Source organism: Haloferax sp. YSSS75 (assembly GCF_046764215.1).
Lineage (GTDB): Archaea > Halobacteriota > Halobacteria > Halobacteriales > Haloferacaceae > Haloferax.
On sequence record NZ_CP177206.1, the window covers coordinates 282,572 to 301,474 of the forward strand.

Below are 18,903 nucleotides of genomic sequence, written 5' to 3' on the forward strand. Positions count from 1 at the left end.
CTGTCGTGCGGTGCGGGGGTCGGCGTGAGTGGATGGTGACCTACGTGGAGGTGCTCACATCGCACCGCCCATACCGCCCATACCGCCCATGCCACCCATGCCGCCGGGTGCGCCGCCTTCGTCGTCGTCGTTGCCGCCGGTGGAGAGGTCACCGGCCGCGATGATGTCGTCTATCTTGAGGACGAGGTTCGCGGCTTCGGAGGCGGAGGAGATGGCCTGCTCTTTGGCGTGGGCCGTCTCGACGACGCCTGCTTCGAACGCGTCTTCGACTTCGCCGGTGAAGACGTTCAGGCCAGCGCGGACCTGTCCGTCTTCGTGGGCCGCACGAAGGTCGACGAGCGTGTCGATGGAGTCGAGGCCAGCGTTCTCGGCGAGGACGCGCGGGACGAGTTCGAGCGCGTCGGCGAAGGCTTCGACGGCGAGTTGCTCGCGGCCGGTGACGGAGTCCGCGTAGTCGCGGAGGCGCGAGGCGAGTTCGACTTCGATGGCACCGCCGCCAGCGAGGACGCGGCCGTCGGCAACCGTCGAGGCGACGACGTCGAGGGCGTCCTGCACGCCGCGTTCGAGTTCGTCGACGACGTGGTCGGTCGAGCCACGGAGGAGGAGCGTGACGCCGTGGACGTCGTCACCGATGCCTTCGACGTAGAACAGGTCGTCGGCGTCGTCACGACGGACCGACGCACGGCCGAGGTCGGAAGCGTCGATGGAGTCGAGGTCCGAGACGATGGACGCGCCGGTGATGTTCTTGAGGAACTTGATGTCGGACTTCTTCGTCCGGCGGACGGCGAGGACGCCTTGCTTGGCGAGGTAGTGCTGTGCGAGGTCGTCGATGCCCTTCTGGCAGAAGACCACGTCGGCACCGGAGTCGACGACCTGGTCGACTTTCTTCTTCAGTTGCGCCTCTTCCTGGTCGAGGAACTTCTGAAGCTGGTCGGGGCTCTCGATAGAGACGTTCGTGTCGATGTCGGTCTCTTCGACTTCGATGGGTTCGTTGAGGAGGAGGACGTCGGCCTCGTCGAACTGGACCGGCATGTCGTCGTGGACGGGGTCCTTGTCGATGACAGCGCCGGTGAGGAGTTCGGACTCGGACGCGGAGCGACCGGTCTGCGTCTCGAGAGCGATGTTTTCGAGGTCGACGATGTAGGAACCGTCGTCCGCTTCGACGGTGACCTGCTTGACGGCGCGGACGATGAGGTCCGCGAGGAGTTCCTTGTTGAGTTCGGAGCTCTTACCGGTCATCGAGGTTTCGGCGACCTTCTTCAGCAGGTCCTCGTCGTCGGGGTCGACACGCTCTGCGATGTTGTCGACTTCCTCGCGTGCCTTCTCGGAGGCGAGGTTGAAACCACGGATGATGGCCGTCGGGTGGATGTCCTGTTCGAGGAGGTCCTCGGCGTTCTTCAGGAGTTCACCCGCGATAGCGACGGCCGTCGTCGTGCCGTCGCCTGCTTCGTCTTCCTGGGTCTCGGCGACTTCGACAATCATCTCGGCCGTCGGATTGTCGATGTCCATCTCTTTGAGGATGGTGACGCCGTCGTTCGTGATGGTGACGTCGCCCATCGAATCGACGAGCATCTTGTCCATCCCTTTCGGCCCGAGTGTCGAGCGTACTGCCTCTGCGACCGCTCGTGCGGCGCGGATGTTGTACGCCTGCGCGTCGCGATCTTTGACGCGTTGGGAGTCTTCACCGAGAATGATCATCGGCTGACCCTGCTGCATTCGCTGGCTCATAGACACCCATCGATTGTTTGTGATTCTATATAAGCGTTACGCCGGCGGCTCGGCTCGCGACTCTCGATGGTCGGCCGATGATTTCACCTAATCGAGTGACTGCACCGCCTCCGGCCCGCCCCCGGTGTATCGTGCGGCACGGCAACAATTAACATAATATCGGCCAATTTACCCTCGTTTATATACTATTCTTCCACCGGTTCCTTCCAGTGGATGGTGATGGTTCCGACGGCGAACGCGTCGTCGGTGGACTTGTCGCGGACGATTCGAATCGTGTTCGTCCCTTCGACGAGTTCTGCGCCGACGACGGTATCGACCCAGTACTGCCAGCCATCTCCCGGCGGGATGTCGAACCCGGAGAGAGGGTCACCGTTTATCAAGATATCGTGGCCGTACTCGCCGACGTCGAACGCCTGGATGCCGATGTACGCCTCCGTTGGGTCGTCAGTCGGCACCTCGAACTCGAAGCTGTCCGTCTCGTCGCCGACGTCGGCGGCCCAGTCGAGGTTCAGTCTCTCGTCCGGTGGGTGGAGATGCGACCCGATAAACACAGTTGCGTAGTTCGCGCGGTGTGACACGCTCAAAGGCTACGTGAGCGTCGATAAAAAAGCCGAGTGGCCAGTCAGCCAGTACTGGCGGGTCGCGTCAGGTTTCGTCCGGGAGTTCTTCGGCGATGAACTCGCCCTCGAATTCCTCGAGTTCGGGTTCGTCGTCTTCGCCGTCTAACACCGCTAATTCTCGTTCGTACAGCCGTTCGGTAAGCTGGGAACGCTTGTTGAGCCCCTTCTTCTCACGGCCGGATTTGGTGTCAGGCATTGTCTAACGTGGTATTGCTTCGCATGGTGATGAATGTTTTGGACGCTATACTAACACGGGACGCCACGGCGACGTCTCGCTGACTCACGTCGTAACAGATGGCAGTGTTGTACCTGCACGTAATCGTAGTACTCGGACGGGAAAAGACACCACTGTGGGTTCTCGTCTCCCGAGAATCGAGAGTGTGGTTAGGTGTTTTCAGGTCGTCAGTGGGCAGGGGTCGCTGGGTGGTCGGTGGGATGTGTCTGTCCTTCGAAATTGGATTGTACGATTTTTCGGTCTGTCGAACTACGCAGAGTTTGACAGACGTGGCGTGCTGAATATAGAGGATGGATTCAGCAACAGGCTCTCGTTTGTCTGTCTCCAGTCCTACAAAAGCTATATCAGCCCTTCAAATTGATTAATTGACACGAATGTCCCCGTCACCTCCCCTTGCTGTATGGCGATTCGCGATAATCGGTACACTTGTTTCACTACCCGTCACTGTCGTTGTGAACTGGCTACCAAATTCGGATGCGGCTATCGGTGGAGGAATAATGATGTTTGGCGCGTTCACCGCGGGTGTCATCGCTGAGTTCTGCTCAGCGAACCCGGGCGCTGCGGGACTTCGTGCAGGTGTTCTTGCTGGTGTTGTCGCCGGACTCACGCTGCTTGTGGAAGTCGCCAGTACCACGCAACTATCGATTTTGAGTGTCGCTTTCGTAATCTTGGCCAGCGGGCTGGCACTGCTCGTCGCTCCGGCCTTCGGGCTGGTATTTGGTCGAATTGGTGGGTGGGCGGTGAACACAGTTACCTCGCGATTGTGGTCTGGTGCGAATATGCCTTGACTGAGATTTTGTGGCTCGGGATTCGGAATCATTCGGGCGGGCTTTCCAGATAGCAGGTTGTTAGTACCCGACTCGCGCTCTGTACTCAGCACGGCCTTGACAAACCGTCAGAGAATGGCTGTTTCAATAGAGCCGAATTCTGAAACTGGTGTTCTCTCGGTGTTGGAGCGGGATTTGAACCCCGGTCGCTCACGTCGTTCGCTCCCCGGTTCAAATCCCACTGAGACGCTTCACGAAAATGGCCGTCCGCGACGCGACGAGACGCGTCGCTCGGGGGTGTAGTTTTCGGAGAAGCGCCAGGAGAGGGATTTGAACCCCCGATCCCAGAGGGAACACGCTTTCCAGGCGTGCGCCTTACCGCTCGGCCATCCTGGCTGGCTTACATCGCAACGTTCCCGCCTGATTAATTTAAGCCCTTCCTTTCCGTTCGAGTCGAGGCTCGATGACGTATGTCACAGACGCGACGACGATGCCGGCGACGACAGCGACTGCTGCCACCGCCCAAAACGACGCCTCGATACCGAGTCCGAGGAGGGCCGCACTCTGTGCGAGGACGCCCACGAGGAGGAAGCTCACCGCCCCCCACGCGAGGGCAGACCGAACGCGGCGGTTCACTCCTCGTCGACGACGGCGACAGCTTCGATTTCGACGCCGACGCCCTTGGGGAGGTTTCCGACTTCGACGGCCGACCGGGCCGGCGGTTCGTCGTCGAAGTAGGTCGCGTACGTCTCGTTCATCTCCTCGAAGTCGCCGATATCGGCGAGGAAGACTGTCGTCTTCAGCACGTCCGAGGCGTCCGCGCCTGCCTCGTCGAGGATGGCCATCACGTTGTCGAGGGCCTGCTCAGTCTGTGTGGCGATGTCTTCGTCGTCGAGGAGTTCGCCGTCCGGCGTCAGTGGAATCTGACCGGCGGTGTAGAGGAGCGAACCGTTCGTCGTCGCCTGACTGTACGCACCGACTGCGGCCGGTGCTTCGTCTGTCTCGATGACGCGCTTCATACCCGGCAAGTTTCGCCACGGCGTGATAAAATAGGTGGGAACATTCGAGCGTACCCTCCGAGGTGTGGCGGTCTACTCGGGTCTGGCGTCGAGTCGGGCGTCCGGTACCTCAGTCGAGGACTTCGACTTCGTACCCGTCGGCGCGGAGGGCGGCCAAGAGCGAATCGACGTGGTCGGGGCCGCGCATCTCGAGGTCGATTTCGACTTCCGTCGCGTTCAGCGCAATCTTCCGCGAGGTTCGGTCGTGCCGGACCGCGTAGATGTTGGCTTTCTCCTCGGCGATAATCCCGATGAGGTTTTCGAGTGACCCCGGTCGGTCTTTGAGTTCGGTGCGAATCTTGAGGTACCGCCCCGTCTCCACGAGTCCACGCATCACCACGGTGGTCAGCGTGTTCATGTCGATGTTGCCACCGCACAGCGCCGGGACGATGACTTCGTCAGCCTCGTAGTCGAACTTCTCGAAGATGAGCGCGGCCAGTGCGACTGCCCCCGCACCTTCGACGAGCGTCTTCGACCGTTCGAGGAGGTAGGTGAGGGCGACGGCGATTTCCTCGTCGGAGACGGTGACGATTTCGTCGACGCGTTCCTGGATGACTTCGAACGTCGTGTCGCCTATCCGGCGGACTGCGATGCCGTCGGCGATGGTGTCCACTTCGTCGAGTACCTGTACGGTGCCCTTGTCGAGAGAGTCGGCGGCACTGGACGCCTGTTCCGCCTGCACGCCGACGACGCGGACGTCGGGGTACTGTTCTTTGATGGCGGTGGCGATACCGGAGATGAGGCCACCACCACCGATGGGAACCACGACGGTATCGAGGTCAGGGCAGTCTTCTGCGATTTCGAGGCCGATGGTCCCCTGCCCTGCCATCACGTACTCGTCGTCGAAGGCGTGGACGTAGGTTCTGCCTTCCTCGCGCTCGATTTCGTGGGCTTTCGCTTGTGCTTCGTCGTAGTCGGCACCGTAGAGCACGACGTCGCCGCCGTAGCGCTCTGTGGCCTTCACCTTCGTGATGGGCGCGTACTCCGGCATCACGATTTTCGAGTCGACGCCGGCCCGCGTCGCCGCGAGCGCGACACCCTGTGCGTGGTTGCCCGCACTGGCAGTCACCACTCCCGCGCGTTGTTCGTCGTCCGAGAGCGTCGTGATGCGATTCATCGCCCCTCGGATTTTGAACGACCCGGTTCGCTGGAAGTTCTCCAGTTTCAGATGGACCTCCGCACCTGTCATATCGGAGAACGTATGCGAGTATTCCAGCGGTGTTCGACGGGCAACCGCTTCGACGCGCTCGCGTGCGTCTTGAACGTTGGAAAGAGAGAGCATGGTCACGAATCGCCGCCTTTCGTGTTTAATCGTTCGGGATAAATTCCATTCGACCACGTGTTGTCAACTCACACACCGGCCGACGGAGTCCTGCTGGTCACGACGTAGAATGTGGGGGAAATGGGGGAATGCACGCGTGTGACGTGCAACTTAGTTTCTAACTCCTGGGTATATAAACATCCCCCACCCGCGGCGAAAGTGAAATCGACAGACAGCGGCGACCCGAACTCGGCGTATGACGCTCGTCATCCGGGCGTCGTGCCTGTGTCGATTATCTAACTCGATACTCGGCGCTCCGCGACGACGACGCGTACACTGCCGTGGGTGCGACGGAGAGTCCGCCAGAAGAGGACGTGAGAGATGCGTCTCGGCAGTGTGGGTTCGGACTGGCGAAAAAAGGACCCGTGCCCTGTCGTCGTTATCGTTCGTCCAGCGCGGGGAAGTCGAGGCCCTTGTCCCCGACGTACCGTGCGCGCGGCCGAATGAGGCGGTTGTCTTCGTACTGTTCGAGGATGTGTGCAATCCATCCACCGGCGCGAGAGACGGCGAAGATGGGGGTGTAGAGGTCGATGGGGATTCCCATCTGGTAGTACGTCGATGCGGAGTAGAAGTCCACGTTCGGTGCGAGACCCTTCTCCTCACCGATGTACTCCTCGATGGCGACGGACATCTCGTACCACTTCATGTCGCCTGCTGCCTCGCCGAGTGCTTCGGATTTCTCGCCGAGAATCTTCGCACGCGGGTCTTTGACGTTGTAGACACGGTGGCCGAACCCGGCGACGCGTTCGCCACGTTCGAGTGCGTCTTTCACCCACTGGGTTGGGTCCATGTCGCTGTCGTCGACGTCTTTGAGCATTCGCATGACGTTCGCGTTCGCGCCGCCGTGCAGCGACCCCGAGAGCGTGCCCACTGCCGAGGTGACTGCGCTGTACATGTCCGAGAGCGTGGACGCGGTGACCATCGCGGAGAACGTCGAGGCGTTCAGGCCGTGGTCGGCGTGCAGGACGAGCGCCATGTCGAACGTCTCGGCGAGTACGTCGTTCGGTTCCTCGCCGTTGAGCATGTAGAGGAAGTTCGCAGCGTGACTCAGGTCGTCCTTCGGTGCGACGTAGTCGTCGCCGCGTCGGAACCGCGCGTAGGCGGCGAGCACCGACGGCATCTTCGACGTGATGCGCTTTGCCTTCTCGAGGTTGACCTCGCGGTTGGTCACGTCTTCGAAGTCTGCGTTCTCGTCGTACGCAGACATCCCCGAGACGAGCGTCCGGAGTGCCGCCATCGGCGACTCGTCCTGCTCGGCGAGTTTCCGTGCAACGTCGAGAATACCATCGTCGAGTTCGCGGTGCGCAGCCAGTTCTGTGGAGAATGCGTCGAGTTCCTCAGCATTCGGAAGCTTCCCGTGCCAAAGGAGATACAGCACTTCCTCGTAACTCGCGTCGCGAGCGAGGTCCTCGATATCGTAGCCACGATAGATGAGTTGTCCCGCATCGCCGTCGATGAAGCTAAGCTCCGACTCGGTGACCAGCACACCTTCCAGCCCCCGCTTCAGTTCGCCTGACATACCCAGAAGATTGCTTACCATATCAAAAAAGCGTTATCGTTTCCCTGCATATGTTATCGACCGGCATACACATACCATTGTAGCGCTGTCTTGTGATTTCTCTCGACTGAACCGACTAGCCACACATTCGACATCTGTCGATATTCGTTGCCCCATTATATGGGGTCGTGTTTCTGCGTGTCGCGCGACCCGGTGACTCGCCGAGGTTCATATGGGGTGGCGACGTAGGGGATGATGAGAAACGGTGGCACCGATATTCCTGGCAAGTCTTTTCCCGTCACGTCGTGAAGGCGGGCGCATGAAACCGGAGGACGTTGAGTACGAACCTGTGAGCGTGAAGGCGGTACTCGCAGAGATGAAAGATACGGCGGAGCTACTCATCGACCTCTCGTACTCGTCTGTCCTCCACGGGAACGAGGAACTCGCGGCCGAGGTTCTGGACCTCGAAGAGCGGATGGACATCCTGCAACTGCAGGCGCGGATGAGTCTGATGATGGCCGCACGAAGTCCCGAAGACGCGGAGGAACTCGCCCCCGTCCTCGGCGTCGTCGGCGCCGCGGAGAAGATTTCCGACGCCGCGGGCGACATCGCGAAAGTCGTCATCGAGGATATCGGCCTCCCGGACGCCATCCGGGCGGCACTGCCGGAGGCCGTCGAGACGACGATTCGGTGTGAACTCACGTCGACGTCACCCTACGCCGGACAATCGCTCGGTGACATCAACATGGAGACGGAAACCGGTGTTCGCGTCGTCGCCATCAACCGCGCCGGTGAGTGGGTGACGAACCCCGACCACGAGACGATGCTCCGCGCCAGCGACGTCCTCCTCCTCCGCGGCCGCGACGAGGGCCTCCAGACCGTCCACGAAGCGGCGACTGGGATGCAGTACGACCCGCCAGCGGTCGAGGAACCGACTATCGAGGACCTCGAACGCGCCGTCGACTCTATCGTCCTGATGAAGGATATGAGTGAACTCGCGGTGGACCTCGCCTACGGTGCCGTCCTCTTCGACAGCGAGGGCGTCGCCGAGGAAGTCGAAGAACTCGAAGCCGAGGTAGACGCCCTGAAGTCTCGCTTCGAGGCGTGGACGCTCCGCGCGGCGAGTCGCGTCGAAGACCCAGTCTCCCTGCGCGGACTCGTCCAAATCGCCAGCGCGACGGAGATGATAAGCGACGCAGCGCTCGAAATCGCCGAGGGCGTCCTCCGCGGCATCGACGCCCATCCCGTCGTCGCCGCCGCCGTCAAAGAGTCAGACGAGGTCATCATCCGCCTGCGCGTCGCACCCGGGAGCACGCTCGCGAATTCGACGCTCGGTGACCGACGCGTCAAGACCGAGACGGGGATGCGCGTCATCGCAGTCCGCCGTGGCGGCAACCACGAGTGGGTCGTCTCGCCCGGTTCGACCACGCGACTCCACGACAACGACCTCATCATCGCCAAGGGGACGCGCGCCGGGGCAGAACGACTCGGTGAACTCGTCGGTGACGAACGCGAGTTCGACGAGTAACCGCCGATTCGACCCCGACTCGACCGGTTAGAGCGTTTTACTCAGCCGATACGCCGACACGAGCGTGAGCACCGTCGCCACGAGGAGCGCCGTCGCGGACGCGAGGACGAACGCGAGGATGAGGAACCACCCTTCCGGGCCGAGTATCGGATACTCGCGCGTGCCCGCGAACGGGCCGAACAGTTCGAGGACTCGAAAGAGGTACGCACCGACGGCGAGTCCGAGTCCGACGACGGCACCGATGGTGGCGTTTCGCGGCACGTCGAGCGCCTCTACGAGCCCTGCGGCGGGCGGGCGTTCGGGAACGTCGTCTGTCACAATCGGCAGTTGCGACCCGGAGACCAAAGCGGCACCGCTTTTTCTCACCTCGCGACACCGTGGCGGTTCGCGACTCTTCTCGCTGGACCGAACCCCTAAAGGGAGGTGGGTCCGAGTTTCGCGATATGATTACCTTGGGAACGGCGAGTGCGGCCCCCGGGGAGATGGACGTGGGTCGCCTGACGGTGGGTGAGTCACGCGATGGCGGCACTGTCGGCCTGCCTGTCGCCGTCGTCAACGGCGCGTCGTCGGGAAAGACGCTCTACATGCAGGCCGCCTCGGACGGCGACGAACTCAACGGCGTCGGCGTCATCCAGCGGGTCGTCCCGCAACTCGACCCGGCCGAGATTTCTGGGACGATTCTCGTCGTCGGCATCGTCAACTATCACGCCTTTCAGGTCGCACAGCACCGCAACCCCATCGACGACACGAAGATGAACCGCGCGTACCCCGGCGACGAGAACGGCACCTCGTCGGAACGCATCGCGGCGGCGACGTTCGAGGTTGCCCGCCGTGCGGACCTCATCTTGGACCTCCATCAGGGGTCGACCAGTCAGATGATAAACGAGGTCCGCGTCCGCTGTGGCCGCCACCACCGAATGCACGCCAAATGTCTCCGTCTCGCCAAGACGTTCGGCTGTGGCTACGTCCTCGACCAGAAGGGACCCGACGGCCAACTCGCTCGTGCGGGTCCAGACGCCGGGATTCCGACTATCGACCCGGAACTCGGTGGCTGTGTCGGATGGGACGAAGAGAGCATCCAGAAAGGCGTCGACGGCGTCTTCAACGTGCTCCGCGGATACGGCTTCCTCGACGGTGAGAACGAACTCGAGGCACAGACTCGCGCCCGCGGGTTCGACCAGTACGGGTCGCCCGTTGGTGGCCTCGTTCGGTTCGAACGCGAACTCGGTGAGGAAGTCTCCACTGGCGACGTGCTCTTCGAAGTGACCGACGTGTTCGGCAAACTCAAAGCCCGCGTCACCGCCGACCACGCCGGCATCTTCTGGCGCGCCCGGCGACTCCCGCAAGTCGCCACCGGCGAGTACGTCTGTTCTGTCGGCATCGACATCGACACCTACTGACTCACGATGACGTCCACTCACCTCCCGTCGCACCTCCGCCTCGCGTGTGACTCCTGCGGGTCGTCGTTCGACGAGTGGCGGTGGCGGTGTTCCTGCGGCGAACCACTCGACTTTGCGACCGACTTCTCGCCGTCCGCACCGACGCCCGACGACGCCGCACTCGACTACCGCCGTGGCCTCTGGGCGTTCGACGAGTTCCTCCCGACAGAGGCACACGCCACGCTCGGCGAAGGCATGACGCCCCTCGTCGAAGCGGCCGAGTGGGACGCCTCGTTCAAACTGGAGTACGTCTTCCCCACCGGGTCGTTCAAAGACCGCGGCGCGACGACGACACTCTCTGTGGCCAACGAACTCGGCGTCGAACGCGTCGTCGAAGACTCTTCGGGGAACGCCGGCGCCGCCATCGCAACCTATGCCGCCCGTGCCGGCATCGACGCCGAGATTTACGTTCCCGGGTCGGTCAAGCCCGCGAAACTCCGGGCTATCGAACGCGCCGGTGCGACCCCCGTTCGCGTCGAAGGCGATAGACAGGCCGTCACCGACGCCTGCGTCGAAGCAGTCGAAAACGAAGACGCGTGGTACGCGAGTCACGCGTGGAACCCAGCGTTCTTCGCGGGCACGGCCACGTTCGCCTACGAACTCGCCGCCCAGCGAGACTGGGACGTTCCGGACGCCGTCGTCACCCCACTGGGTCACGGGACGCTCTTCCTCGGCGCGTACCGCGGGTTCCGAGCACTCTACGACGCAGGGTGGACAGACAGCGTCCCCCGACTCTACGGCGCGCAGGCCGCCGGGTACGCGCCGATTGCCGACGCTCGACACCGGACGCTCGACGAGACGAACGACGTCGCAGACGGGATTCAGATTCTGAACCCCGTCCGCGAAGCCGAGATACACGAGGCACTCGACGAGACGGGGGGCGATGCCCTCGCGCTCTCGTCCGACGCCGTCGAGGACGAACTCGACAGACTCCACCGACACGGGTTTTACACCGAACCGACCTGCGCCGTCGCACCGGCGGCGCTCCGCGAACTCCGCCTGACCGGCGCTATCGACGCCGACGACGACGTGGTCGTTCCACTCACCGGGAGTGGCCTCAAGACCTGAGTTCCGAAAAGATAGTTACTGCGCTCGGGCCTTGCCCGAGGGTTCCGTCTCCGTCCGTATCTCGCCCTTGTAGGTGTTGACGCCGAGTGCCCTGTTGAGTGGGCATTTCTGCGTCACTGCCGTCGTCGCCAGCACTGCACCGACGAGGAGTGCAGCACCCGCGACGACGAGTCCGAGTGTTCCCGCTGCAATCGTCACGAACCCAGCGAGTGCCGCGGCACCGACGATGATGAGTACCGGACCGAGGACGGCCCGAGCGATGCGGTCGTATCCACCGACGTTCTTCTCCATGATGTGTAACACCACCATTGTATAGAACGCACACGACTATATCCGAGAGAGATGGTTCTCGCTGAAAAGGAAGCGTGACTGTCAGTCTTCCGAACGTGTTCTCAGAGAGACATTTATGCGTGTCGTACGCGATAGCTCCGGTATGTCCCGCCTCTCGTACGTCCTCCCCGGTGAAGACGAACCAATCGGACGGTTCCTCACGCTCACGGTAGCGATTTTCCTCGTCGCGAGCGGATTCGAGTCGGCAGGCCTGCTGCTCGGGTCGGCGTTCGCCGCCCTCACAGTGTGGGTTCTCGTGACGATGCTCAACGGACTCTGGGTCGGATATCTCGAAGGGAAGACTGGGTAGTCAGCGCTGTGCGCCCCAGTCTATCCAGTCTTGCTCCCATCCGTGTCCAGCGTGCCACCCACGGCCTTCGTACTCGGGGTCCTCGCGTTTCGTCCGATTGCGGACGATACTCCCGGTCTGTTCGCCGTCGACGAGTAATGGTTTAAACGTGATTGGGCCGAACTTCTCGGCTACGTCGCCGTCTTCGATGGCGACGAGGGCCTGTTCGCCGACGCCTCTCGGCATGACGAGTCGCCCGCCGTCGTCGAGTTGTGCGAGGAGGCGATGCGGGGGCCGGACCGCCGACGCTTCGACGAGGATGCGGTCGAAGGGCGCGTACTCGGGAAGTCCGTCCGCGCCGTCGCGGCAGTCCACGAGGACGCCTTCGTACCCGGCATGCTGGAGGTTCTGTCGGGCCTCGTAGACGAGTGTCCGGGTGATGTCCACGGCGTGGACGTTCGGTTCACCGACGATTTCGGCGAGGACGGCGGCCGTATAGCCGACGCCAGCACCGACGACGAGCACGTTGTCGTCCGGTTCGACTGCCAGTGCCGACAGTAAGCGAGCGACTGTGGTCGGTGAGAGAATCGTCGTGTTCGTCTTGCGGTGTTCGGTCGGGCGGTTTTGATACGGACCGTCCGTGACGAACTCGTGTCGCGGGACGCTGCGCATGGCGACGTCGACAGACTCGGGCAACGGGTCGAGTCGCTCCGCCAACCCGTCGACCATGTCGTGGCGCAGCACCGAGTTGTCCATACCTCACTTCGGGGGTGGTCACTAATCAACCGCACGCTCGGCGGCGACTGCCTGCAAGTCGGTTCCCGGTACGTCTCGCACCGTCTCGCGGCCGAATCCCGCTGATTCGACCCACGACCGAACCGTCGCTTCGTCGTAGAGGTCACCACGCCCGAGGGCGAGCGAATCGACTGCCCGTCTGGTCGTCGCGTCCGTCGAACACCGACCATGGAGCGTGTCGACGAAGACGGCGGTTCCACCGGGTGCGAGCGCTTCGTACGCGCCGACCACGAGCGACGACGCTTCGTCGGCGTCTCGGCCCTCGAAGGCGTCGCCGACGAACACGAGGTCGAATCCCGTGACTGGCGGGTCCGTCGGGTCGCCCGCGACGAGGTTCACGCCGGCACGCGAGAGGAGTGGCCGGACTACGTCCACCGTCTTCGGGTCGTCAACGACGGTCACGTCGTAGCCACGTGCGAGGAACTCGCGGGCGAAGACGCCGGACCCCCCGGCGAGTTCGAGTACTCGCGTCGTGTCTGGTGACTCACGGACTGCGGCGGTCACGCAGGCGCGGACGACCGATTCGTCGGTGGCGTCTTCGGCACCGAGTCGGTTGCGCCGCCACTCCTCGGGGAGGGCCGGAACCTCACCGGTCGCCATCCGCTCGGGGAGGTCAGTGTACAGCGAGAAGATATCGAGGGCGTGTGGAAGTCGCCCGATAGACCGAACGTCACGCTTGGCGAGAAAGCCGAGTGCACGGTTCGTTATCTCGTACTCGTCGCCGACGCGTTTGATGAATCCCATCGTCGCCAGCGCCTCGACGGTGATGCTGGCCGCTCGGGGGTCGATATCTGCCACGTCTGCGACTGCGTCGGCGGTGCCCGCAGTGGACGTGAGCGCGTCGATGACGCCGCTCTCACGGGCGGCCCAGAGGAGTGCGAGTGATTCGACCGACGCGTGCGACCGGTCGCGAGTAGGCATATCCACACCGACGAAGTGCGAGAAGAAAATTCGTTCCGTGTGCGCCGCAATCGACGGCGTGTCTCGTCGGCGCCGACTACCAGGCGGACCAGGCCGTCGACGACTGGTCGCGGGCGTAGACGCGCTTTGCGTCCTTGGCGTAGACCATATCGCCGGGGTGGTCGAGTTTGCCGTGGCGGTACTCGGGGGCGTCGGCGCGGACGACGAGTCCCTCGATTTCGACTTCTTCGTCGCCCAAGGACTCCGTCTCACCGACGACGAACTCGTAGTCTCCGGGGACGTTGACGGTGATGCTGCGCGTCTCTTCGCGCTTGCCGTCTTTCGGGTGGATGGTGACGTTCACCGAGACGTTGTCCACGACGCGGGTCCAGACCGTCTGGACGTCTTTGACGAGGGCTTCTTCGACGCGCTCGTCGGGGCCGATTTCGATGCCCGTGATACGGACGAGTTGAATCGCCTCGGGCGTGTCGACGATGAACTCGTCGCCGAGTTCGACGTCGGCCTCCTTGGGCGCGGAGACAGTCGTCGAGACGGACGACCCGTCCTGTGAGACGACGACGTCCATGTCGATTTCGTCGGGAATCTCGATTCGCTCTTTGTGTACCTGACCGCACTCGGTACAGCGGACGGTGGACTGACCACCGGGCTTGAGTACCTCGTGGACGGTGGGTTCGTCGGGCGAACACGACGGACAGGGGAGAGGGACGCGTTCGCCGGCGTCGGGTAGGCTCATGAGGGTCGCTAACCCGTCAGGCCGTAAAAAGCCGCCTTTCTCTTCTTCCCCGTGGGACGCCGTGGCGGGGTTCGTTCGTCGGAGACCGGAGGTGTGTGTTTTTCCTGTCACCCGACCAACGTCCCTGTCGTGCCCAGTCCAACCCGCCGTCGGTTCCTCGCCGCAGTCGGCGCTGCTGGCCTCGCGTCTACCGCCGGATGCGTCTCCGGCGGCGACACGCCCTCGTACGACGGGACGTGGTCCCGGTGGGGGTTCGACGACGCCCGGACCGGAACCGCACCGGTGACCGGACCGACCGGAACCCTCCGTGTCGCGTGGCGAACCGACGTGTTCGATGGCTACCCGACGAGTTCGCCCGTCGTGGCCGACGGGACAGTCTACTATCTCCACACGCGCGGGGGCTACGACAGGCGACACGAGTCGGTCGTCTCTGCGTTCGTCGCCGAGACTGGTGAGGAACTGTGGCGAACCGTCGTCTCGGAGACCGAATCCGACGAACTCGCGTACCACCACGACTCACTGGTAGTCACCGACGGACGACTCTACGCCAGGACCTTCGAGGGTCTCCACGTATTGACGACAGACGGCGAACTGCTGTGGACACACCCGGTTCCCACGACTGAGCAATCGTATCCGGATATCGCACCTCCCATCGTCTCGGACGGGATGGCCGTCACTGCGACCTACGGGGAGCGAACTCCACCGGTGGCAGTCGTCGCTGTCGATGCAGAAACCGGCAGGCCACGGTGGCGGGCCGGATTCAACTCACGTCGGAGGCCGTGGACGCTCTCGGCCGCCGATGGAACGGTCTACGTCCCGTTCTTCGACGGCGATTCGGGTCTCGTCGCACTCGATATCGAAACCGGCCGGAGGGAGTGGTCGCTCTCGCTGCCCGTCGAGGGACCGGTGACCGTCGCCGGCGACACGCTACTGGTCCCGCTCGATGGCGACCCGGAGTCTATCGCGGCCATCGACCGTCGAACCCGCGACGTCGTCTGGCGGAAACCAGCGAGCAGACGCACCGAGTCGGGTGTTGCAGTTGCGGGCGAACTCGTCTACTACTGCGCCGATGGCTTGCTCGTCGCGCGACGCCTCGACACCGGCGCGCTCGTCTGGTCGTTCGGGCCGCGGCCACTCGTCTCGCTCAGTTGGACGCCTGTCGTCGCCGGGGGAACCGTCTACGCAGTCGCCGAACGGCCGAACGAAGAACAGACGCCGAACTACCTCTACGCACTCGACGCGCGAACCGGCGAGGTTCGCGGGTCCGGACAGATATCAGTGGCGTCGATGCCCTCCGGTCTGGCCGTCGTCGACGGTGCGGCGTTCCTCGCCCTAGGCCGGGGCGAACTGCTCGGTATCGAGTCCTGTGAAACGGCGGTTCTCGGGCGCTGTCTCGACCGGTAAGTGAAAACGAGCGGTTCTGGACTACGGTTGCGGCAGGTCGACTTCTTCGCCGTCGGCGTACACCGTCGGGTCGCGGATTATGCCGTCTAAGTGGAGCGGTGCGTCGGTGTCGCCGCCGATGCCTGCGTCGTCACCGATGGCGATGTGGACCGTCCCAGCGGCCTTCTCGTCCAAGAGGACAGACCCGACGAGTTCGGTCACGCCGACGTTGGTGCCGATGCCGATTTCTGCGAGGTTGAACGCGTCTTGGCCGACTTCCTCGGCGGCAGTCTCGACCTGTTCGCGGATGTCGTCGTCGGAGATGTCGGTCACGTAGCCGTCTTCGACTTCGAAGCGAAGGTCCTGGCCCTCGTCCAAGAGGCCGTGGGGCATCATCGTCCCGTCGACGACGTAGGTTCCGGTTGCGGATTCGGGGCTGAGGAAGATTTCGCCTGCGGGAAGATTCGAGAACGAACCCGGGTCGGAGATGTCGCCCGTGTCTGCGAGCCACTCGCGGTCACCGCGAACGAAGGTGATGTCTGTGCCTTTCTCGGTGGTGACGCGAACTTCGTCGGCGTCGCCGACGGCCTCCAGCATGGCCTCGCTGTGGTCGTAGATGGCGTCGTAGTCGGCGTCGAGGCCGGTGACGAACACGTCTTCGGTGATGCCGGGGAGCGTCGCCCCACGAGCACCCGCGTCGCAGGCGTTGCCACGGGCGCGGGTGTGACTCAGACTCTTCGTCGTCGGTGCGAGGAAGGCGTCGGCGTCGGCCATCGCTGCTGCGACCGGTGCGGGTGGTTCTTCGCCGTGTTGGTCACCCGGCGGGTAGCGAATGATGGACGCGTCGTCGGTCACTTCGCTGGCGACGTCGTAGAGCGCCTCCCCGATGCGCTCGCGCTTGTCGTCCGTGACGACGAGCAGCGATTCGTCGGACTGGAGGTCGAGACACTGGAAAATTGCCGTCTCGCTGGCGGCACGGAGTTCGGAGTCGTCCGTCGTCATGGTCGGTGCTGTGTCCCCGGGTAGGTTATGCGTTCCCATCTGGCCACCCTCGGTCGGTTCTCTCGTCTCTCTTCGTGACAATCGTGTCAACTACAGCTTCACTCACCTCAGAGATAATCCGGTGACTCACTCGCCCGAGAGTTAATTTCTGCTCATTAACCATCGAAATAACTATGGTCGACTACGGCCGTTTCTCTCCTATGATACGAGTGGGTGTCAACGGCTACGGTACAATCGGAAAGCGCGTCGCCGACGCGGTGGCGGCGCAACCCGACATGGAACTCATCGGCGTGGCCAAGACGCAACCCAACTTCGAAGCACACACTGCGGGCGGCCGTGGTTACCCGATGTACGCCGCGATTCCGGAACGCTCTCCACTGTTCGCCGAAGCAGGCATCGAACTCGCCGGCGAAGTAGACGAACTCGTCGCCGAGGCGGACGTCATCGTCGACTGTACGCCCTCCGGTATCGGCGCGAAGAACCGTGAACTGTACGAGACCCACCACACGCCCGCCATCTTCCAGGGCGGCGAAGACGCAGACGTCGCCGACGTGAGTTTCAACGCGCGGGCGAACTTCGACGCCGCCCGCGACGCCGACTACGTCCGCGTCGTCTCGTGTAACACGACCGGTCTCTCACGCATCATCGCACCACTCGAAGAGGAGTACGGCGTGGAGAAGGTCCGGGCGACGCTCGTCCGCCGCGGTGGCGACCCCGGACAGAACTCTCGCGGACCGATAAACGACATCCTGCCGAACCCCATCGGAATTCCCTCACACCACGGTCCCGACGTGAAGACCATCTTCCCCGACCTCTCTATCGACACGCTCGGACTGAAAGTTCCGGCGACGCTGATGCACGTCCACGCCCTCAACGTCACCCTCGAAGACGACGTGACGGGTGCACACGTCCGCCAACTGCTCGAAGGCGAAAACCGCGTCTACGTCATCCCCGAGGGGATGGGCATCGACGGCGCTGGAAAACTCATGGACTTCGCGCTCGACGCGGGCCGCCCACGCGGTGACATGTGGGAAAACTGCGTGTGGGGCGAGTCTATCGGCGTCAACGGTCGAGACCTCTACCTGTTCCAGGCCATCCACCAGCAGTCCGACGTGATTCCCGAGAACGTCGACGCGATTCGCGCGATGTTCGACCTCGAAGACCAGGAGACGAGCATGGAACTCACAGACCAAACGCTCGGCGTCGGCATCTCCGGCGACCCTTCTGGGTTCCCTGAACAGACGCGTGCGGAGTTCGCCGACGACTAATCGGCGAATCGTCTGTTCACCCCACTTTCTCCCGTTTTACAGCGTCTCGAACGAGACGTTTCCAGTTCCGAGGTCCACCACCGCGACGTGGAACGACTCGTCGGCCCCCGGAATCGGTAGCCCACCGGGGTTGACGTGCGTCGTTCCACCTCGGTACTCGACTGTCTGCTCGTGGGTGTGTCCTCGGAGCACGTAATCGTACGTTCCCGAGTCGACGAGGGCATCCACGAGGCCCGCCTCAGTCCCGTGATAGACCGCAATCTCGTCCCCATCGAGGGTCAGGGTGGCGAAGTCGCCGTGGTACGTGCCGAACGACTCGACTATCTCGCGGAGTTTCCACTCGCCGTCGTTGTTGCCGCGGACCGCGTGGAAGTCGAAGTCCGCGTCGAACGGCGTCGCCGAGAAGGGTGAGACGATGTCACCGCAGTGGACTACGACGTCCACGTCCTCTGATTCGAAGTGCGATACCGCCGCCTCGACGTAGTCGAGGTTGTCGTGCGTGTCCGAGACGACTCCGAGTTTCATGGCTCACGATTCGGCGGCATCGGATTTCAACGTTGGCCGACATTTATTGACCGCCCGCTCGCTGTCGTAGATATGTCCCCGCAGACGAACGAACTGGAGGCCGATTCGTGACCGACGACGAACACACCGGTGACAGGCGGAACGTCTCCGACACAAATGTACTCGTCCTCGCAACCGGTGACCGCGGAAGAGTCTTTGCCGGGGCTATACTCGTCGGAATCTCGGTGTTCAACGCGGCCCGGACGCTCGCAGTTCGCGCGTCGGGGGCGTTCCCAGACGCTGATGCCCTCGGGGCACTGTTCACGCTCTTCGTCTTCGCAATCGGCGTCGTCTTCCTCGTACAGGGGACTGTCGGCCTCTTCGCGGCGAGGACAGACGCGGCGTAGGTTGCGGTG

Annotated in this window: 21 protein-coding genes and 1 tRNA gene; 7 read left to right on the forward strand and 15 right to left on the reverse strand. The window is 63.0% G+C overall.

Translation table 11 applies throughout. The annotated features are described in order from the left end of the window. Window positions 1–54: 54 nt before the first annotated feature. From thsB to citZ, 8 genes are all read right to left on the reverse strand, one after another. Window positions 55–1,698, reverse strand: a complete 1,644-nt coding sequence (thsB, locus tag ACK3R5_RS01560) for a thermosome subunit beta (protein WP_411968676.1) — start codon at window positions 1,696–1,698, stop codon at window positions 55–57. A gap of 215 nt (window positions 1,699–1,913) precedes the next feature. Then, window positions 1,914–2,306: a hypothetical protein gene (locus ACK3R5_RS01565; protein ID WP_411965325.1), complete on the reverse strand. Its 393-nt coding sequence runs from the start codon at window positions 2,304–2,306 to the stop codon at window positions 1,914–1,916. A gap of 67 nt (window positions 2,307–2,373) precedes the next feature. Next, window positions 2,374–2,544 carry a hypothetical protein gene (locus ACK3R5_RS01570; protein ID WP_411965326.1) on the reverse strand — a complete coding sequence of 57 codons (171 nt, stop codon included), beginning with the start codon at window positions 2,542–2,544 and terminating at the stop codon, window positions 2,374–2,376. Between the two features lie 1,121 nt (window positions 2,545–3,665). Further along, window positions 3,666–3,746: transfer RNA gene (locus tag ACK3R5_RS01575), tRNA-Ser, on the reverse strand. Between the two features lie 33 nt (window positions 3,747–3,779). Further along, window positions 3,780–3,986 (reverse strand): hypothetical protein, encoded by a 207-nt coding sequence (locus tag ACK3R5_RS01580; protein ID WP_411967835.1) that lies wholly within the window; start codon window positions 3,984–3,986, stop codon window positions 3,780–3,782. Next, window positions 3,983–4,369: a Rid family detoxifying hydrolase gene (locus ACK3R5_RS01585; RefSeq protein WP_411967837.1), complete on the reverse strand. Its 387-nt coding sequence runs from the start codon at window positions 4,367–4,369 to the stop codon at window positions 3,983–3,985. Before ACK3R5_RS01585 ends, ACK3R5_RS01580 begins: the two co-directional genes overlap by 4 nt. A 109-nt stretch (window positions 4,370–4,478) precedes the next feature. Then, on the reverse strand, window positions 4,479–5,690 hold the full coding sequence (ilvA, locus tag ACK3R5_RS01590; protein WP_411967838.1) for a threonine ammonia-lyase: 1,212 nt from the start codon (window positions 5,688–5,690) through the stop codon (window positions 4,479–4,481). A 418-nt stretch (window positions 5,691–6,108) separates the two neighbouring features. Beyond that, on the reverse strand, window positions 6,109–7,248 hold the full coding sequence (gene citZ, locus ACK3R5_RS01595) for a citrate synthase (protein ID WP_411965331.1): 1,140 nt from the start codon (window positions 7,246–7,248) through the stop codon (window positions 6,109–6,111). 298 nt (window positions 7,249–7,546) lie between these two features. Here citZ and ACK3R5_RS01600 point away from each other — a divergent pair, with 298 nt between their 5' ends. Continuing rightward, window positions 7,547–8,755, forward strand: coding sequence for a potassium channel family protein (locus ACK3R5_RS01600; RefSeq protein ID WP_411967839.1), 1,209 nt, complete (start codon window positions 7,547–7,549; stop codon window positions 8,753–8,755). A 27-nt stretch (window positions 8,756–8,782) separates the two neighbouring features. On the opposite strand, the gene ACK3R5_RS01605 is transcribed toward ACK3R5_RS01600, so the two are convergent. Further along, complete coding sequence (locus ACK3R5_RS01605) at window positions 8,783–9,073, reverse strand: hypothetical protein (protein WP_411965333.1); 291 nt, start codon at window positions 9,071–9,073, stop codon at window positions 8,783–8,785. A gap of 125 nt (window positions 9,074–9,198) precedes the next feature. Between ACK3R5_RS01605 and ACK3R5_RS01610 the strand changes: the two genes are divergently transcribed. Continuing rightward, window positions 9,199–10,155: a succinylglutamate desuccinylase/aspartoacylase family protein gene (locus tag ACK3R5_RS01610; RefSeq protein ID WP_411967840.1), complete on the forward strand. Its 957-nt coding sequence runs from the start codon at window positions 9,199–9,201 to the stop codon at window positions 10,153–10,155. A gap of 6 nt (window positions 10,156–10,161) precedes the next feature. Further along, the gene (locus ACK3R5_RS01615) at window positions 10,162–11,262 is read left to right on the forward strand and encodes a pyridoxal-phosphate dependent enzyme (protein ID WP_411967841.1); all 1,101 of its coding nucleotides are present in this window, start codon (window positions 10,162–10,164) and stop codon (window positions 11,260–11,262) included. A 15-nt stretch (window positions 11,263–11,277) separates the two neighbouring features. On the opposite strand, the gene ACK3R5_RS01620 is transcribed toward ACK3R5_RS01615, so the two are convergent. Continuing rightward, window positions 11,278–11,553 carry a DUF2892 domain-containing protein gene (locus ACK3R5_RS01620; RefSeq protein WP_411967842.1) on the reverse strand — a complete coding sequence of 92 codons (276 nt, stop codon included), beginning with the start codon at window positions 11,551–11,553 and terminating at the stop codon, window positions 11,278–11,280. 142 nt (window positions 11,554–11,695) lie between these two features. On the opposite strand from ACK3R5_RS01620, the gene ACK3R5_RS01625 reads away from it, so the two are divergent. Next, window positions 11,696–11,902, forward strand: a complete 207-nt coding sequence (locus ACK3R5_RS01625) for a hypothetical protein (RefSeq protein ID WP_411965337.1) — start codon at window positions 11,696–11,698, stop codon at window positions 11,900–11,902. On the opposite strand, the gene ACK3R5_RS01630 is transcribed toward ACK3R5_RS01625, so the two are convergent. From ACK3R5_RS01630 to ACK3R5_RS01640, 3 genes are all read right to left on the reverse strand, one after another. After that, complete coding sequence (locus ACK3R5_RS01630; RefSeq protein ID WP_411965338.1) at window positions 11,903–12,637, reverse strand: protein-L-isoaspartate O-methyltransferase family protein; 735 nt, start codon at window positions 12,635–12,637, stop codon at window positions 11,903–11,905. It lies immediately after the preceding gene. Window positions 12,638–12,658: 21 nt separating this feature from the next. After that, complete coding sequence (locus ACK3R5_RS01635) at window positions 12,659–13,597, reverse strand: class I SAM-dependent methyltransferase (protein WP_411967843.1); 939 nt, start codon at window positions 13,595–13,597, stop codon at window positions 12,659–12,661. A gap of 76 nt (window positions 13,598–13,673) precedes the next feature. Next, window positions 13,674–14,330, reverse strand: a complete 657-nt coding sequence (locus ACK3R5_RS01640) for an HVO_0476 family zinc finger protein (protein WP_411965340.1) — start codon at window positions 14,328–14,330, stop codon at window positions 13,674–13,676. Window positions 14,331–14,459: 129 nt separating this feature from the next. Here ACK3R5_RS01640 and ACK3R5_RS01645 point away from each other — a divergent pair, with 129 nt between their 5' ends. Then, entirely contained in the window at window positions 14,460–15,734 is a 1,275-nt protein-coding gene (locus tag ACK3R5_RS01645; RefSeq protein ID WP_411967844.1) for a PQQ-binding-like beta-propeller repeat protein, read from the forward strand. Between the two features lie 21 nt (window positions 15,735–15,755). On the opposite strand, the gene ACK3R5_RS01650 is transcribed toward ACK3R5_RS01645, so the two are convergent. Continuing rightward, window positions 15,756–16,715, reverse strand: a complete 960-nt coding sequence (locus ACK3R5_RS01650; protein WP_411967845.1) for an aminopeptidase — start codon at window positions 16,713–16,715, stop codon at window positions 15,756–15,758. A 200-nt stretch (window positions 16,716–16,915) separates the two neighbouring features. Here ACK3R5_RS01650 and ACK3R5_RS01655 point away from each other — a divergent pair, with 200 nt between their 5' ends. Then, window positions 16,916–17,983, forward strand: a complete 1,068-nt coding sequence (locus ACK3R5_RS01655; RefSeq protein WP_411965343.1) for a type II glyceraldehyde-3-phosphate dehydrogenase — start codon at window positions 16,916–16,918, stop codon at window positions 17,981–17,983. A gap of 36 nt (window positions 17,984–18,019) precedes the next feature. Here ACK3R5_RS01655 and ACK3R5_RS01660 read toward each other — a convergent pair whose 3' ends face one another. Further along, window positions 18,020–18,508, reverse strand: a complete 489-nt coding sequence (locus tag ACK3R5_RS01660) for a metallophosphoesterase (RefSeq protein WP_411967846.1) — start codon at window positions 18,506–18,508, stop codon at window positions 18,020–18,022. Window positions 18,509–18,615: 107 nt separating this feature from the next. Here ACK3R5_RS01660 and ACK3R5_RS01665 point away from each other — a divergent pair, with 107 nt between their 5' ends. Then, window positions 18,616–18,894 (forward strand): hypothetical protein, encoded by a 279-nt coding sequence (locus ACK3R5_RS01665; protein ID WP_411965344.1) that lies wholly within the window; start codon window positions 18,616–18,618, stop codon window positions 18,892–18,894. The last annotated feature ends 9 nt before the right edge of the window (window positions 18,895–18,903 follow it).

Bases quoted from the DNA above. Each gene is read 5' to 3' on its own strand.
- thsB (WP_411968676.1), bottom strand. From the start codon at position 1,698: ATGATCATTCTCGGTGAAGACTCCCAACGCGTCAAAGATCGCGACGCG.
- ACK3R5_RS01570 (WP_411965326.1), bottom strand. From the start codon at position 2,544: ATGCCTGACACCAAATCCGGCCGTGAGAAGAAGGGGCTCAACAAGCGT.
- ACK3R5_RS01585 (WP_411967837.1), bottom strand. From the start codon at position 4,369: ATGAAGCGCGTCATCGAGACAGACGAAGCACCGGCCGCAGTCGGTGCG.
- ilvA (WP_411967838.1), bottom strand. From the start codon at position 5,690: ATGCTCTCTCTTTCCAACGTTCAAGACGCACGCGAGCGCGTCGAAGCG.
- citZ (WP_411965331.1), bottom strand. From the start codon at position 7,248: ATGTCAGGCGAACTGAAGCGGGGGCTGGAAGGTGTGCTGGTCACCGAG.
- ACK3R5_RS01600 (WP_411967839.1), top strand. From the start codon at position 7,547: ATGAAACCGGAGGACGTTGAGTACGAACCTGTGAGCGTGAAGGCGGTA.
- ACK3R5_RS01610 (WP_411967840.1), top strand. From the start codon at position 9,199: ATGATTACCTTGGGAACGGCGAGTGCGGCCCCCGGGGAGATGGACGTG.
- ACK3R5_RS01615 (WP_411967841.1), top strand. From the start codon at position 10,162: ATGACGTCCACTCACCTCCCGTCGCACCTCCGCCTCGCGTGTGACTCC.
- ACK3R5_RS01620 (WP_411967842.1), bottom strand. From the start codon at position 11,553: ATGGAGAAGAACGTCGGTGGATACGACCGCATCGCTCGGGCCGTCCTC.
- ACK3R5_RS01625 (WP_411965337.1), top strand. From the start codon at position 11,696: ATGTCCCGCCTCTCGTACGTCCTCCCCGGTGAAGACGAACCAATCGGA.
- ACK3R5_RS01630 (WP_411965338.1), bottom strand. From the start codon at position 12,637: ATGGACAACTCGGTGCTGCGCCACGACATGGTCGACGGGTTGGCGGAG.
- ACK3R5_RS01635 (WP_411967843.1), bottom strand. From the start codon at position 13,597: ATGCCTACTCGCGACCGGTCGCACGCGTCGGTCGAATCACTCGCACTC.
- ACK3R5_RS01640 (WP_411965340.1), bottom strand. From the start codon at position 14,330: ATGAGCCTACCCGACGCCGGCGAACGCGTCCCTCTCCCCTGTCCGTCG.
- ACK3R5_RS01650 (WP_411967845.1), bottom strand. From the start codon at position 16,715: ATGACGACGGACGACTCCGAACTCCGTGCCGCCAGCGAGACGGCAATT.
- ACK3R5_RS01655 (WP_411965343.1), top strand. From the start codon at position 16,916: ATGATACGAGTGGGTGTCAACGGCTACGGTACAATCGGAAAGCGCGTC.
- ACK3R5_RS01660 (WP_411967846.1), bottom strand. From the start codon at position 18,508: ATGAAACTCGGAGTCGTCTCGGACACGCACGACAACCTCGACTACGTC.